At 71.4% G+C, this 13327-nt stretch carries 14 protein-coding genes; 5 read left to right on the top strand and 9 right to left on the bottom strand.

Going from position 1 to position 13327, the window contains the following annotated elements; all coding sequences use genetic code 11:
• Positions 1 to 58: 58 nt before the first annotated feature.
• A complete protein-coding gene (locus tag ABZ738_RS00265) occupies positions 59 to 931 on the bottom strand; it encodes a hypothetical protein (RefSeq protein WP_357210057.1) in 873 nt (290 codons plus the stop codon).
• 221 nt (positions 932 to 1152) lie between these two features.
• Between ABZ738_RS00265 and ABZ738_RS00270 the strand changes: the two genes are divergently transcribed.
• Positions 1153 to 2418, top strand: a complete 1266-nt coding sequence (locus ABZ738_RS00270) for an aspartate kinase (protein WP_131051618.1) — start codon at positions 1153 to 1155, stop codon at positions 2416 to 2418.
• Positions 2419 to 2423: 5 nt separating this feature from the next.
• Positions 2424 to 3485: an aspartate-semialdehyde dehydrogenase gene (locus ABZ738_RS00275; protein ID WP_131051617.1), complete on the top strand. Its 1062-nt coding sequence runs from the start codon at positions 2424 to 2426 to the stop codon at positions 3483 to 3485.
• A gap of 9 nt (positions 3486 to 3494) precedes the next feature.
• On the opposite strand, the gene ABZ738_RS00280 is transcribed toward ABZ738_RS00275, so the two are convergent.
• Both ABZ738_RS00280 and ABZ738_RS00285 read right to left on the bottom strand, forming a co-directional pair.
• Complete coding sequence (locus tag ABZ738_RS00280; protein ID WP_357210062.1) at positions 3495 to 4913, bottom strand: sensor domain-containing diguanylate cyclase; 1419 nt, start codon at positions 4911 to 4913, stop codon at positions 3495 to 3497.
• A 197-nt stretch (positions 4914 to 5110) separates the two neighbouring features.
• The gene (locus ABZ738_RS00285; RefSeq protein WP_357210065.1) at positions 5111 to 5713 is read right to left on the bottom strand and encodes a hypothetical protein; all 603 of its coding nucleotides are present in this window, start codon (positions 5711 to 5713) and stop codon (positions 5111 to 5113) included.
• 357 nt (positions 5714 to 6070) lie between these two features.
• Here ABZ738_RS00285 and ABZ738_RS00290 point away from each other — a divergent pair, with 357 nt between their 5' ends.
• The 3 genes from ABZ738_RS00290 to ABZ738_RS00300 all read left to right on the top strand — a co-directional run bounded on the left by ABZ738_RS00290 (position 6071) and on the right by ABZ738_RS00300 (position 7255).
• On the top strand, positions 6071 to 6529 hold the full coding sequence (locus ABZ738_RS00290; protein WP_357210067.1) for a lamin tail domain-containing protein: 459 nt from the start codon (positions 6071 to 6073) through the stop codon (positions 6527 to 6529).
• Between the two features lie 170 nt (positions 6530 to 6699).
• The gene (locus ABZ738_RS00295) at positions 6700 to 6930 is read left to right on the top strand and encodes a hypothetical protein (protein ID WP_131051615.1); all 231 of its coding nucleotides are present in this window, start codon (positions 6700 to 6702) and stop codon (positions 6928 to 6930) included.
• Positions 6931 to 7018: 88 nt separating this feature from the next.
• Positions 7019 to 7255 (top strand): hypothetical protein, encoded by a 237-nt coding sequence (locus tag ABZ738_RS00300; RefSeq protein ID WP_357210071.1) that lies wholly within the window; start codon positions 7019 to 7021, stop codon positions 7253 to 7255.
• Between the two features lie 42 nt (positions 7256 to 7297).
• On the opposite strand, the gene ABZ738_RS00305 is transcribed toward ABZ738_RS00300, so the two are convergent.
• From ABZ738_RS00305 to trpB, 6 genes are all read right to left on the bottom strand, one after another.
• Complete coding sequence (locus tag ABZ738_RS00305; RefSeq protein ID WP_131051611.1) at positions 7298 to 8047, bottom strand: SDR family oxidoreductase; 750 nt, start codon at positions 8045 to 8047, stop codon at positions 7298 to 7300.
• 14 nt (positions 8048 to 8061) lie between these two features.
• Positions 8062 to 9315, bottom strand: coding sequence for an ATP-grasp domain-containing protein (locus ABZ738_RS00310; RefSeq protein WP_357210075.1), 1254 nt, complete (start codon positions 9313 to 9315; stop codon positions 8062 to 8064).
• A gap of 22 nt (positions 9316 to 9337) precedes the next feature.
• Positions 9338 to 10282: a TauD/TfdA family dioxygenase gene (locus ABZ738_RS00315; protein ID WP_357210079.1), complete on the bottom strand. Its 945-nt coding sequence runs from the start codon at positions 10280 to 10282 to the stop codon at positions 9338 to 9340.
• Positions 10283 to 10473: 191 nt separating this feature from the next.
• Positions 10474 to 11283 (bottom strand): GntR family transcriptional regulator, encoded by an 810-nt coding sequence (locus tag ABZ738_RS00320; RefSeq protein ID WP_357210081.1) that lies wholly within the window; start codon positions 11281 to 11283, stop codon positions 10474 to 10476.
• 88 nt (positions 11284 to 11371) lie between these two features.
• Complete coding sequence (gene trpA / locus ABZ738_RS00325) at positions 11372 to 12121, bottom strand: tryptophan synthase subunit alpha (RefSeq protein WP_357210084.1); 750 nt, start codon at positions 12119 to 12121, stop codon at positions 11372 to 11374.
• The gene (trpB, locus tag ABZ738_RS00330) at positions 12118 to 13311 is read right to left on the bottom strand and encodes a tryptophan synthase subunit beta (RefSeq protein WP_254876999.1); all 1194 of its coding nucleotides are present in this window, start codon (positions 13309 to 13311) and stop codon (positions 12118 to 12120) included. Before trpB ends, trpA begins: the two co-directional genes overlap by 4 nt.
• Positions 13312 to 13327 lie beyond the last annotated feature (16 nt).

The raw sequence follows: 13327 nt of genomic DNA on the forward strand, positions 1-13327 counted from the left end.
CCCGCCCGGACCGGGGCGGGGAACGCCCCGTGTGCCGGACCTGGAGATCGGACCGGGCCTACCCGCCACCGGTCGGCGCGGTACCTCCCGGCCCGGCGTCGCCCGCTCCGGAATCACCCGGATCGGTGCCGTCCGGAGCGGTGCCGCCCGGATCAGGATCGGACGGCGTGGACGGCGGTGGTGGCGCCTCCATACCCAGCGGCTCGCCGTCGACCACCGGACCGGCGAGCTGCACCGTGGCCGGTGCCGGTTCGGTCGGTCCGGCCAGCGTCAGGGTGCCGAACGCCGCGCGGACCGCGGTCGGCGTGCCGTCCGCGTCGAAGCAGTAGATGCCGACGTCCAACGGTGGGTTGATCGAGGCGGCCGTGGTCTCCACCGAGTAGCAGGTGCCGGTGGCCTCGGGTGGGGCCATCGCGGGGGAGACCGACAGCGGGGCGCGCCGGTCGGTCAGCACGTCCAGCCAGTCCGTGAACGGGTGCTGCACGCGGGGGTCGATCCGGCGCGGCAGCGTGTCGTCCCGCTCGCCGACGCGTACGCAGGTCGCCGGCTCGGGCCGGGTCGCCGTCGGCAACGCGCACTGGAACAGCCCGTCGGCGGTGGCCGCGAGCGAGATGTCCGCCGTGCCGCCGAGCGCGCCGCCGGGTACGTCCACCCGCCAACTGCCGTCGTTGGCGCTGGTCACCACGATCGAGCGGTCCGGGGTGTCGGCCACCCGCAGGGTGTACCGGGCGATCAGGTGCCGATCCTGCGCGGCGGCGGCGAGCGCGGCCAGTTCGTCGCGGGCCGCGTCCTGACCCGCCGGCCGTGGCGCGGCGCTCGGCGGGGGCGGCGGATCGTCCGGCGGATCCGAGGAGCAGCCGGCGAGCAGGACGGGCAGGGCGAACGCGATCGGGGCGGTCAGACGGACGACGGGACGGTGGGCGGCGTACACCCGGCCATTCTCGGCGTTGGGTGCCCTTGCGGACACCCCCGGAAAGGTCGGCCTTTCCGGCGTGTCGCACACCACCCGTCCCGCCACGCCGGGCCGGATCGTGGGATCACCTGACCCGGCGGTCAGAGCGGCCCGATACCCTGAGGTCGTCCGACCCGCGCCGCCGGCCCCGGTGCCGGCGGCGTCGGCACGCTCAGGCAACTGGGAGGGAGTGCGCCGTCGTGGCACTCGTGGTGCAGAAGTACGGCGGGTCCTCCGTCGCCAACGCCGAGCGGATCAAGCGGGTGGCCGAACGGATCGTGGCCGCCCGGAAGGCCGGCGACGACGTCGTCGTGGTCGTCTCGGCGATGGGCGACACCACCGACGAGCTGCTCGACCTGGCCAACCAGGTCAGCCCGCTGCCGCCCGGGCGCGAGCTGGACATGCTGCTCACCGCCGGGGAGCGGATCTCGATGGCGCTGCTCGCCATGGCGATCCACAACCTGGGGTACGAAGCCCGCTCGTTCACCGGTTCCCAGGCGGGTGTCATCACCACCTCGGTGCACGGTCGGGCGCGGATCATCGACGTCACCCCGGGGCGGCTCAAGGGTGCGCTGGACGAGGGCGCCGTGGTCATCGTCGCCGGGTTCCAGGGTGTCTCGCAGGACACCAAGGACGTGACGACCCTGGGCCGGGGCGGCTCGGACACCACCGCCGTGGCGCTGGCCGCCGCACTGCACGCGGACGTGTGCGAGATCTACACCGACGTGGACGGCGTCTTCACCGCCGACCCGCGGATCGTCCCCAACGCCCGGCACATCAAGCAGATCACCTACGAGGAGATGCTGGAGCTGGCCGCCTGCGGCGCGAAGGTGCTGCACCTGCGCAGCGTGGAGTACGCCCGCCGGGCGGGACTCCCGATTCACGTCCGCTCGTCATACTCGACCAACACCGGCACGATGGTCATCGGATCGACGGAGGAGCTTCCTGTGGAGCAGGCACTGATCACCGGCGTCGCCCACGATCGCAGCGAGGCCAAGATCACCATCGTCGGCGTGCCCGACGAGCCGGGCGCCGCCGCGCGGATCTTCGACACGGTCGCGGGCGCCGAGATCAACATCGACATGATCGTGCAGAACGTCTCCACCGAGGGCACCGGACGCACCGACATCTCCTTCACCCTGCCGAAGACCGACGGCCCGACCGCGATGGCCGCGCTCAGCAAGATCCAGGAGTCGGTCAACTTCAAGGGCCTGCTCTACGACGACCACGTCGGCAAGGTCTCCCTGATCGGCGCCGGGATGCGCTCGCACCCGGGCGTCGCGGCCGGCTTCTTCGCCGCGCTCGGCCAGGCCGGCGTGAACATCGAGATGATCTCCACCTCGGAGATCCGGGTCTCCGTGGTCTGCCGGGACACCGACCTCGACGCCGCCGTACGCGCCATCCACGAGGCGTTCGACCTCGGTGGTGACACCGAAGCCGTGGTGTACGCGGGAACGGGACGGTAGCGCGGATGGCCGGGCTGCCCACCCTGGCCGTGGTCGGGGCGACGGGCGCTATCGGCACCGTGATGTGTGAACTGCTCACCGGGCGTCGCAACGTCTGGGGTGAGATCCGCCTGCTCGCCTCCGAGCGGTCGGCCGGGCGCAAGGTCCGGTGCCGGGGCGAGGAGCTGACCGTCCAGGCGCTGACCGAGGAGGCGTTCGACGGCGTCGACGTCGCGATGTTCGACGTACCGGACGAGGTCGCCACGCACTGGGCGCCGATCGCGGTACGCCGGGGCGCGATCGTGGTGGACAACTCGGGCGCCTTCCGGATGGCGCCGGACGTCCCGCTGGTGGTGCCGGAGATCAACCCCGAAGAGGTCCAGCACCGCCCCCGGGGCATCGTCGCCAACGCGAACTGCACCACCCTGGCGATGATCGTCGCGGTCGCCCCGCTGCACCGCGAGTACGGCCTGCGCGAGCTGGTGCTCGCCTCGTACCAGTCGGTCTCCGGGGCGGGTCAGCGCGGCGCGGACACGCTGCACGACCAGTTGGCCAAGGTGGCCGGCGACCGGCTGCTCGGTTCGCGTACCGGGGACGTGCGGCAGGCGGTCGGCGACGACCTCGACCCGTTCCCCGCACCCATAGCGCTCAACGTGGTGCCGTGGGCCGGTTCACCGGCCGACGACGGCTGGTCCTCCGAGGAGATGAAGATGCGCGACGAGTCGCGCAAGATCCTCGGTACGCCGCACCTGAAGGTCACCGCCACCTGCGTACGGGTGCCGGTGCTCACCGGTCACTCGGTGGCGGTGCACGCGGTCTTCGGCACCGAGATCAACGCCGAGGGTGCCCGTGGCGTGCTGCGTAACGCCCCCGGTGTGATCGTCGTCGACGACCCGGCGGCCGGGGAGTTCCCGATGCCGATCGACGCGGTCGGCACCGACCCGTCCTGGGTCGGCCGGATTCGTCGTGCCCTCGACGACCCTCGCGCACTGAACTTCTTCGTCACCGGCGACAACCTCCGCAAGGGTGCCGCCCTGAACACCGCCCAGATCGCCGAACTCCTGGCCAAGGAGATCACCCAGCGCTGAGCGTCGTACTCAGGCGGCGGCGAGGCGTACGCCGTCGCGACCCTGCCGTTTCACCGCGTAGAGCGCCTGGTCGGCGCGGCGCAGCGTCATCTCGGGCGACTCGCCCGGCCGGGGCAGGGCGACACCGACGCTGATCGTGCGGCCGATCCGGCGGGCCGCCTCGGTGAGCCGCTCGGCGACCCGGACCGCCTCCTCGGGACGGCTCACCTCGATCACCGCGACGAACTCGTCGCCGCCGACCCGGTACAGCTCGTCGCCCTGGCGCAGCGCGCCCTCCAGCGCCCGGGCCAGGCCGACCAGCACCCGGTCACCGGCCTGGTGCCCGTAGGTGTCGTTGATCGTCTTGAAGCCGTCCACATCGATAGCGAGCAGCGCGGTCCGGCCCGGTGTCGCGGTGGCGATCCGCTGCCCGAACGGGCCGGTGTGCCGCAGCCCCGTCAACGGGTCGGAGCTGGCCTGCTCGCGCAGCCGGTCCAGGGTGCGCAACCGGTCCAGGCAGCTCCACGCCTGACCGGCCAGCAGCTCCATCAGGTTGACCGTGGTGGGGTCGGGACGCAGCAGCCGGTCGTCGGCGACCAGCAGCACCCCGCCCCGTCGGGCCGGTCCCACCGGCACCGTGACCAGCGTCCGGACACCGGCGCGGACCAGCGGCTCGTGCTCCACGGTGGGCGGGTGGCCCGCCTCGCCGAGGGTGTAGCCGGCCCCGTAGCGGTGCGCCCGGTCGATGATGCCGCGCAGTGCCTCCGGGCCCGCCTCGGCCAGCTCGGCCCGCATCCGGCTCTCCAGCTCCCCGGGCGCCCCGGTCGGGGCACCGAGCCGTACGCCGCCCCGGCCGCCGAGCACCAGGACGGCCGCGCCGAGGGTGGAGACGTCCCGGGCCGCCCCGATCGCGGCGGTCATCAGGTCCCACTCGGTGCCGGCGGCGGTCATCGCGGCGGCGTGCCGGAGCAGCTTCTCGCTGCGGCTCTCCGTCGGTCCGCCCAGCGCGACGATCCGCGCGCCGAGGCGGGCGGCCACCCGTTCGGCGGTCGTCCGCCACGTGGCGAGGTCGGCGGGGCCGGTCCACTGCACGTCGAGTACGCCGATGACCCGCCCGGCCGGATCCGGCACCGGTACGCACACCTCGGCGGTGACGTCGGGGCGTACCGGGATGTGGTCGGGATCGGTCGTGACGTCCGGGGCGACGACCGCTGCGCCGCCGGTGTAGACCCGACCGACGATCCCGGCGTCCGGCGCGACGGTGGCGAAGACCTGCCAGGAGCCGGTGGCGGCGACGCACCGGAGCCGGTCGTGCACGTGCAGCAGGACGGCGATGGTGGCGGGAGTGTGACGGGCCAGCGAATCGACGGTGGCCTGGCACACCTCGGCGACGGTCGACGCCATCGGCAGGCGGACCGTCACGTCGCGGAGGACTTGCTGATGATCCACTCGCACGTCGTTCCAGGTCGGGTACGCCTCCCGGCGGCACCGGGAGGATGACCAAGCGTACTCACCGGAGACTGGGAGCGGGCTGGACTCGTACACATGTGCTATCCACAGCCTGTGGATGCAGCCTGTGGACCCACGCGCGGACGTCTGCGGCGATGGCAGCCACACCGCCGGAAGGACCTGCGGTTCTGAAACGGTCAGGAGAGCTTCACGTCCGACGGCTCGTCGACTGCGGCCGGTGGCGTCGTCGGCCTGCGGTGCCGCCGGGCCCGGACCATCTCGATCAGGCGCGGACTCCAGCCCACGATCAGCAGGAGCAGCATTCCCGCGCCGATGGCCCAGGCGGCAAGATCCGTCCAACTCCGCATGCTCGGGAGTGTGAAAGCCAGTGCGAGCGCCGACACGCCGGGGAAGATGAGCCCCAGGGCGAACGCCTGCGCCAGGTGACCGTCGTGTTTCCGCATCCGGTAGTACGTCTCCCAGCCGAACAGGGAGTCGTCTCCGGTGTGCCTGGCGATGGCCGGTCGGAGCACCTCTTCGAGATACGCCCCGGCGATGCGGCTGTCGCGGTACTGCGCGGCGACGCTCAGGCCCAGCGCGGCGCTGAGCATCGGAAGGAGGAGGAGCAGCCGGACGTCCGCCTTCTCGGAGAGCACCACACCGGCGACCGCCGCCACGGCGGTGAGGTACAGGCTGATCAGGTTCTGATTGTGGTTGGCCTTGCGTTCGATCGTGGCTCTGATGGCGGCGGCATCGGCGAGCGCCGCATCCAAGGCCAGATTCCGCGTCTCCTGGTGCACCGGACACTCCCTTCCGAGGGCCGCCCTCCGGTGTATCAGGTTTCCTCAATGGCCGTTCGATCTGCACGCCGTGACGGCTCCGGTGGCTCGCCTTCCGGTCCTCGATGGACATCGAACGCACAGCCGTCGATCATCTTTCGTGCGGTCGGTGCGGAACTCCGGTCGAGTCGGCTCAACCGGACCGGCGGACCGGTTCGAGCCGGCTGGATGCTGATGGGCAACCGCGCGGCTGTAATCGGCGGCGCGGGTGCGAGTGGGACGCATGTTGCCGTAACTCGTCGTTAACCTCGCTCCGTCACGCGTCGGCGTGACGTTTCCGCGCCGAACGTCGGCGCGCATCCTGTGGGGGTAACACGCATGTCGAGAAGGTTCATCGGGTTGGTGTCCGCGCTCGCCGTGGCGCTCGGCGGTTCGCTGGCCGTCGGTGCCCCGGCGCAGGCCGCCACCCCGGCGATCGAGATCACGAAGGTCTACTACGACTCGCCGGGTACGGACACCCGCTCGAACGCCAGCCTGAACGCCGAGTACGTGAAGCTGACCAACCGGCGCGCCCGCACCATCAACCTGAAGAACTGGACGCTGCGCGACAAGGCCAACCACGTCTACACGTTCAGTGGGGACGTCAAGCTCGCCAAGGGCAAGAGCGTGGTCATCCGCACCGGCAAGGGCACGAACACCACCAAGAACCGCTACTGGGGCTCGGGCAACTACGTCTGGAACAACACCGGCGACACCGCGTATCTGCGCAACGCCAGCGGCAAGCTGATCGACAAGTGCGCCTGGTCGAAGAAGGGCAAGGGCTACACCGCCTGCTGAACGGGTAACCGTTGATCGGCGCGCGAGCGTTGGGGCGCGCCGAGGGGAATCTCTCGCACGGGCCTGATCTCACCGAGGCGTCGCGGTTCTCGGTGGGATCAGGTTCCGCCCGTGGCCCAAGGGGTCACGGATGACGTGCCTCGTTGGCGGCGAGCCGTAGTCTGAGAGTCGTGCGCCGCCCACGTCTTCGAACGGCACTGCTCGGCCTCGGCTTCCTGCTCTGGCTGGTGGCCGGTCTCGGTCTCTGGTTCGGGTGGTCGGGACGGTACGGGTCCCTGCTCCTACTGGTCGCCGGCGCACTCGTGCACGGCCCGAACCTGGTGCAGAAGTGGCGGGAACGCAGGTCGAAGTCACCGGAACCGGCGGACCGGGTACTCCGGCACTACCCCAAGTGGTGGTGACCACGTATCGGAGGCACGGGACGTGCCCGCTGGGTTCTGAGTCGACGGACGGACGAGGAGTCCTTGCCGGGTGAGATCTAATGATCTCGTGCCCAAGTTCTTCGACGCCACACTCAGCAACCACCTGCGCTACCCGCTGTGGGTCTTCGCGGTGCCGGTGGTCCTCTTCGCGATCATTCCCACCTGGATTCTGGCCGAGCGTGGCGAGATCTTCGCCGCCGTGCTGGTCGTGCTCGGCTACGTGCAGGCGGTCATGCTGGGGCGGGTTCGTCTCGCGAAGAGTCTCGTCGCCCGGGGGAAGGTGAAACCCGAGGATCTGGGCTGAGTCGCACCGCTCGCGGTGCGACTCAGCACGACGTCCCGTCCGTCAGCTCCCGAAGATCGGCTGACGGTGCACCTTGTGCTGGGCGGCCTGGGCGACCGGCCGGACGACGAGACGATCCACGTTGACGTGGCTGGGCAGCGCCACCGTCAGGGCGATGCACTCGGCGACGTCCTCGGCCACCAGCGGCCGGTCCACGCCCGCGTACACGGAGGCGGCCTTCTCCGCGTCGCCGTTGAACCGGTTGACCGCGAACTCGTCCGTGCGGACCATGCCCGGTGCGATCTCGATGACCCGCACCGGCTCACCGCAGAGTTCCAGCCGAAGCGTCTCGACCAGCGCGTGTTCCGCGTGCTTGGCGGCCGTGTAGGTGCCGCCGGACTCGTAGGTCACGTGCGCGGCCGTCGAGGTGACGGTCACGATGGTCGGTGCGTCGGAGGCGCGGAGCAGCGGCAGCAGCGCCTGGGTCACGTACAGCATGCCCAGGACGTTGATCTCGAAGCTCCGCACCAGGTCGGCCGGCGAGGTGGTGGCCAGTGGGTCGGCGCCCACCGCCCCGCCCGCGTTGTTGACCAGAAGGTCGCAGCGGTCCAGACCGGCGGCGAGAGCCTGGACGGACGCCTGGTCGGTGACGTCGAGAGCGACGGCCTGCCCACCGATCTCGGCCGCCAGCGCCTCAAGTCGGTCCCACCGGCGGGCCGCCACCACGACGAAGAATCCGTCCTTGGCCAGCCGGCGCGCCGTGGCCGCCCCGATCCCGCTGCTGGCACCCGTCACCACTGCGGTGCGCTTCATGGTGTTCTCCCTCATCAACCGGTGACGAAGTCTATCTTCGCGTTGATCGCCTCGGCCTTGGCGATGGCGTCGAGCGCGTCCGTGCCGGAGGCCAGGATGTAGCCGTTGCTACAGTCCGCGACGGTCAGCAGCGGTGCGACCTCGTCGCCGGGGTTCTTGGTGATGACCACGGCGGTGTCCTCGGCGCCCAGCTCGAACAGGTACGGCATGAAGACCCGCGCCGACTCGCCGGGCGGGATCCGGCGTACCGTCGCCGGAATGTCCTCGCTGACGGTGATCGACGTGATCGGCCCCGGCTTCGGGGTCAGGAAGAGGGCGACCGCGCCCCCGATCGGTGCGGGTGATTCGAGCGGAAGCTCGTCGATGCCCAACGGGACCGTCAGGAACATGCGGTTGAGGTCCAGCCCGAAGGCGCGCCGCACCAGTTCCGGCGCGCCACTGCCGGCCAGACGCGCGTGGGATTCGAGCACCCGAGGCCCGTGCGGGGTGAGGACGAACTCGCTGTGCGACGGTCCCTCGGTCACGCCGACCGCGTCCAGGAGCTTCGCGGTGAGTTCCCGGAGTTCCGCGAGGTAGGGCACGGCGACCCGGCTCGGCGTGCTGACCTCCCACTCGACGAACCGGTCGTTCATCCGGTATTCGGAGTAGCCGATGGTGAGGTGCCGGCCCCCGAAGGAGAACGAGTCGACGCTCACCACCGGGCCGGAGAGGAACTCCTCGGCCATCGGCGCGGTGATGCCGGCGGCGGCCAGCTCCGACATGGCCTCGGCCACCTGCTCCGGGGTCTCGACCTCCTTGATGTGCAGGCTCGCCGCACCGTCGATCGGCTTGAGGACGATCTTCCCGCCGATCTGCTCCAGGAACGCGACCGCCTCCTGGACCGAGTTGACCACCTGGTAGCGGACGTTCTCCACGTCGGCCTTGGCCAGGCACTCCCGGGTGAGGGACTTGTCCTTGAGCGCGCGGGCGGTGAACTCGGTGACGCCCGGCAGGCCGAACATGTCCACGACGTAGCCCGACGAGATCGCGGCGACCTCGGTCGTGGTCATCACGCGGTCGAACGGGCGCTCGGCGTGCAGCGGGCTGAGCGCGGCGTGGATGGCCGGGCCGTCGTCCAGCGGAGCGTGGACGACCCGCTCGGTGTGGGCCAGGATGGACGGCTCGTACTTGCCCTCCTCGTGCACCAGCACGACGTCGATGCCGAGTTCCCTGGCGCCGTGGATCGGCGCGGGCATACCGCCGATGACGGCGACGCGATACGTGCCCATGGTCATCCTCCTGGTGTCCGGGTCAGCTTGCGTAGCAGCGGCGCAGCCAGCGGGCGGTGTCCGCCGGGCCGGGTCGGAACGCCCGACGGCGGTGCAGCACCCGGTAGTTGTCGAAGATCAGGAAATCGCCGGACCGCAGCACGAACGCCTCGGACCGCGCCTGGTCGAGGGCCCGCACCCAGCTGTCGAGGGCGGCACTCGCGGCCGGCGTGTTCGCGTCGACCGTGCCCCGGTCGAACCGCGCCCGCGTTCCCTCGTAGCTCTGCTCCAGCAGGGCGGTGTCCCGCAGCGGTGCCGTCTCGTCGTTCGAGGCGGGCGGGCCGACGGTGAACTGGGCCGACTGCAACTCCCGCACGGTGGTCTCGTCCAGCGCGGCCACGGCCTCCTCGATGGCGAGCACCTCGGTCGGCACCTGCTCGTCGTTGCGGACCGCATAGAAGCTGAGGTAGCGCGGGACGTACCGGCGCGGGTCGACGCCCCTGCCGCCGAAGGGGAGGTGCGGGTTGTCGGTGTGCCAGGAGAACTCGGAATCCGCCCCCCAGGAACTGGTGGTTCCCGCCGCCGCCGGGTTCGGGGCGACGTTGCGGATGTACTTGCCGGCGTTCTCGTAGTCGACCGCGAACGGCGTCAGCGAGAGCAGTTGCAGCAGCCCGAAGTGCAGGGCGTTGGTCACGGCCATCGCGGGTTCGTCGGTGAAGCCGTCACGTGGCGTGGCCGGGAACTCCTGCTGCGGCAGGTTGCCGATGGTCAGCACGTGCGCGCCGGTGGCCGGAAAGAACGTCAGTGCCTGGAGGATCTCGCCGGGCAGGTGGGTCTGCAGGGCGTGGGCACCGATTCCGGCGAGGATCGCCTCGTGGGCGTCCGAATCCAGCTCGATGTCGCAGACAGCGGCCGTGAGCTCCTTGTCGAGCAGGTCACGGGTCCGGTCGTTCAGATGGTGACGGGCCACCCGGAGTGCACGGGTCATGAACGGCTCCGATCATGAGGGGTCGCCGCGAATCCCCAACTCGCGGTCGGATCGGGTGCGACGCCCAGTCGTCGTGCACCCGAGACCTCACGATGCCGGACGGCGACAGCGGGTAACAACGCCGTCACGGAGGCCAGAAGTGGCCAGACACCTTGCTGCCGTCGCCCGCTGCGGGCAGGAAGCGGACCGCCCTACGGCGCGTCGTCGCCGGGACGTCCGTCGCCCGGCAGGACCGGGGAGCGTACGGCACCCCACCGGACCGACAACCGGGTCGCCGCGCGCTCGGCACGGATCTCCATGGCGTCGCCGACGACCACCGCCCGGTCCACCACCACGGCGGTCCCGTCCAGGGCGATCGTCGTCCGTTCGCTGACGAAGACCGGGCTGCCGACGGGCTGGCGCAGATGCCCGGCGGCCGGCGCGGCGAGGAGAGACGGGACGATCCGTTCCGAGGCCCGCAGGATGGCGACACCGGCGTCGGCCAGCGCGGCGTAGAGCGACGTCCGGACGAAGTCGCGGTCCCGGATCGTCGCCGCGTACGGCGGGCGGACCCAGGAGACCTGGTGGATGGCGGGACGGCCGTTCAGCAGGCGCAGCCGTTCCAGCCGCAGGGCCCGCTCGCCGCCACCGTCGCCGAACCGGTCGACCACCCAGGCCGGCGGTCGGCGCATCGCACCGGACACCACCTGGGTGAGCACGTCGTGGCCCTGCTCGCGGAGGTCCTCGGTGAAGCTGCGCAGCGTGTCCACCCGATAGGCGGCCTGGACAGGTGTGACGTAGGTGCCCCGCCCGGCCTGCTGGACGATGAGTCCCTCGTCGGACAGCTCCTGGAGGGCCTGACGCAACGTCATCAGCGTGACGCCGTAGTGGGCACTCAGGTCCCGCTGCGCCGGCAACGCCTCGCCCGGCTCGTACTCGCCCTGCCGGATCCGGGCCGCCAGGTCGGCCGCGATCTGCCGGTAGCGCGCGGTCGGTCGCCCACCCACCGTCGCCTCACCCATGGGTGTCTCCCGTCCCTGCGGCCGTACCGGTGCCCAGTGTGGCCCACGGTCCGTGACCGGCCGCACCGGGCACCCGCCCGGCTCGCGGTCACCCGGGAACCGCTGCGCCCACCCCGTCCAACGCCGCGCGGAACTCCGCGACCACGGCTCCGACCTCAGCGGGGTCCGCGCCGTCGAGGACCATCCGCATCAGTGCCGAGGCGACCACGACACCGTCGGCGGCCTCGGCCGCCTCCACCGCGTGCGCGGGCCGGGAGATGCCGAAGCCGAGCAGCACCGGCAGGTCGGTCAGGGCCCGCAGGTCGCGGGCGAGCCGGGCGGCGTCCTCGGCGAGTCGGTCGCGCTCGCCGGTGGTGCCCATCACCGAGACGGCGTAGACGAAGCGGCGACTGCGCCGCGCGATGGCGGCCAGCCGAGGGCCGGGGGTGGTGGGCGCGGCGAGCAGCACCAGGTCGACACCGGCCGCCGTGGCGCTGGCCGCCAGGTCGTCCACCTCGTCGATCGGCACGTCGGGCACGATCAGCCCGCTGACCCCGGCCGCCGCGAGGTCCGCGCAGAACGACGGCGCGTGCATCACCAGGTTGTAGTACGTCATGGCGATCAGTGGTACGTCGACGTCCACCCCGGCGAGGTCGTCGAGGATCGACCGGACCGTGGCCCCCTGTTGCAGCGCACGGTGGGACGCCTGTTGGATCGTCGGCCCGTCGAGGATCGGGTCGGAGAAGGGGAGCCCGATCTCGATCATGTCCGCGCCGCTGCGGGCGTACACCTCGACGTACCCGGTCCAGTCGGGCCGGATGCCCCCGGTCACGTACGGGACCAGCAGCTTGCCGTTCATGCGGTCTCCCGGATGGTGTGGATGTCCTTGTCGCCACGGCCGGAGAGCGCGACCAGCACGGTGCTGAACGGCGGCAGCTCACCGCTCTCCGCGGCGCGGATCACCCAGGCGATGGCGTGGGCCGATTCCAGGGCGGGCAGGATCCCCTCGGTGCGGGCCAGCCGCCGGACCGCCGGGATGACCTCGGCGTCGTTGACGGTGACGTACCGCGCCCGGCCGGAGTCGTTGAGGAAGGCGTGCTCCGGGCCCACGCCCGGATAGTCGAGCCCGGCCGCGATCGAGTGCGCCTCGCTGACCTGGCCGTGCTCGTCCTGGAGGACATACGAGCGGAACCCGTGCAGCACGCCGACCCGACCGAACGCGACCGCCGCCCCACCCTCGGCCTCCACGCCGACGAGTCGGGCCGGGGTGTCGACGAAGCCGGCGAACGTGCCGGCGGCGTTCGAGCCACCGCCGATGCAGGCCACCACGTAGTCGGGCACGCCGGTCCGTAGTTCGGCGGCGCACTGTGCGCGCGCCTCCTCGCCGATGACCCGCTGCAACTCCCGCACGATCCACGGGTACGGGTGCGGGCCCATGACCGAGCCGATGCAGTAGTGGGTGTCGTCGACCCGGGTGACCCACTGCCGCAGCGCCTCGCTGGTGGCGTCCTTCAGGGTGCGGCTGCCGCCGGTGACCGGAACGACCTCGGCACCGAGAAGCTCCATCCGGAACACGTTCAGCGCCTGGCGCTCGACGTCCTTGGCCCCCATGTAGACGGTCGCCTGGAGGCCGAGCAGCGCGGCGGCGGTGGCCGTGGCGACGCCGTGCTGGCCGGCGCCGGTCTCGGCGATCAACCTCGTCTTGCCCATCCGGCGCGCCAGCAGGGCCTGACCGAGCACGTTGTTGATCTTGTGTGAGCCGGTGTGGGCCAGGTCCTCGCGTTTCAGCAGCACGTTGATGCCGAGTTCCTCGGAGAGCCGCCAGGCCGGCGTGAGCGCGGTAGGGCGGCCGGCGTGTACCGCGAGCAGCCGGTCGAGGTCGCGGCGGAAGCGCTGGTCCGCCCACGCCTCCCGGAACGCCGCCTCCAGCTCGGTGCAGGCGGGGATCAGCGACTCGGGGACGAAACGACCCCCGTGCCCGCCGAATCTGCCGCGCTCGCCGGGATCGGCCATGACGCTGCCGTTGGGCAGCACGGTCAGGTCGGTCACGTGGACTCCCACTGTT

It is taken from the genome of Micromonospora sp. NPDC047793 (assembly GCF_040642635.1).
In the GTDB taxonomy this organism is placed as follows: domain Bacteria; phylum Actinomycetota; class Actinomycetes; order Mycobacteriales; family Micromonosporaceae; genus Micromonospora.

Coding starts and splice junctions, on each gene's coding strand:
- ABZ738_RS00290 (WP_357210067.1), top strand. CDS start 6,071: ATGTCGAGAAGGTTCATCGGGTTGGTGTCCGCGCTCGCCGTGGCGCTC.
- ABZ738_RS00320 (WP_357210081.1), bottom strand. CDS start 11,283: ATGGGTGAGGCGACGGTGGGTGGGCGACCGACCGCGCGCTACCGGCAG.
- ABZ738_RS00275 (WP_131051617.1), top strand. CDS start 2,424: ATGGCCGGGCTGCCCACCCTGGCCGTGGTCGGGGCGACGGGCGCTATC.
- ABZ738_RS00305 (WP_131051611.1), bottom strand. CDS start 8,047: ATGAAGCGCACCGCAGTGGTGACGGGTGCCAGCAGCGGGATCGGGGCG.
- ABZ738_RS00310 (WP_357210075.1), bottom strand. CDS start 9,315: ATGGGCACGTATCGCGTCGCCGTCATCGGCGGTATGCCCGCGCCGATC.
- ABZ738_RS00315 (WP_357210079.1), bottom strand. CDS start 10,282: ATGACCCGTGCACTCCGGGTGGCCCGTCACCATCTGAACGACCGGACC.
- trpA (WP_357210084.1), bottom strand. CDS start 12,121: ATGAACGGCAAGCTGCTGGTCCCGTACGTGACCGGGGGCATCCGGCCC.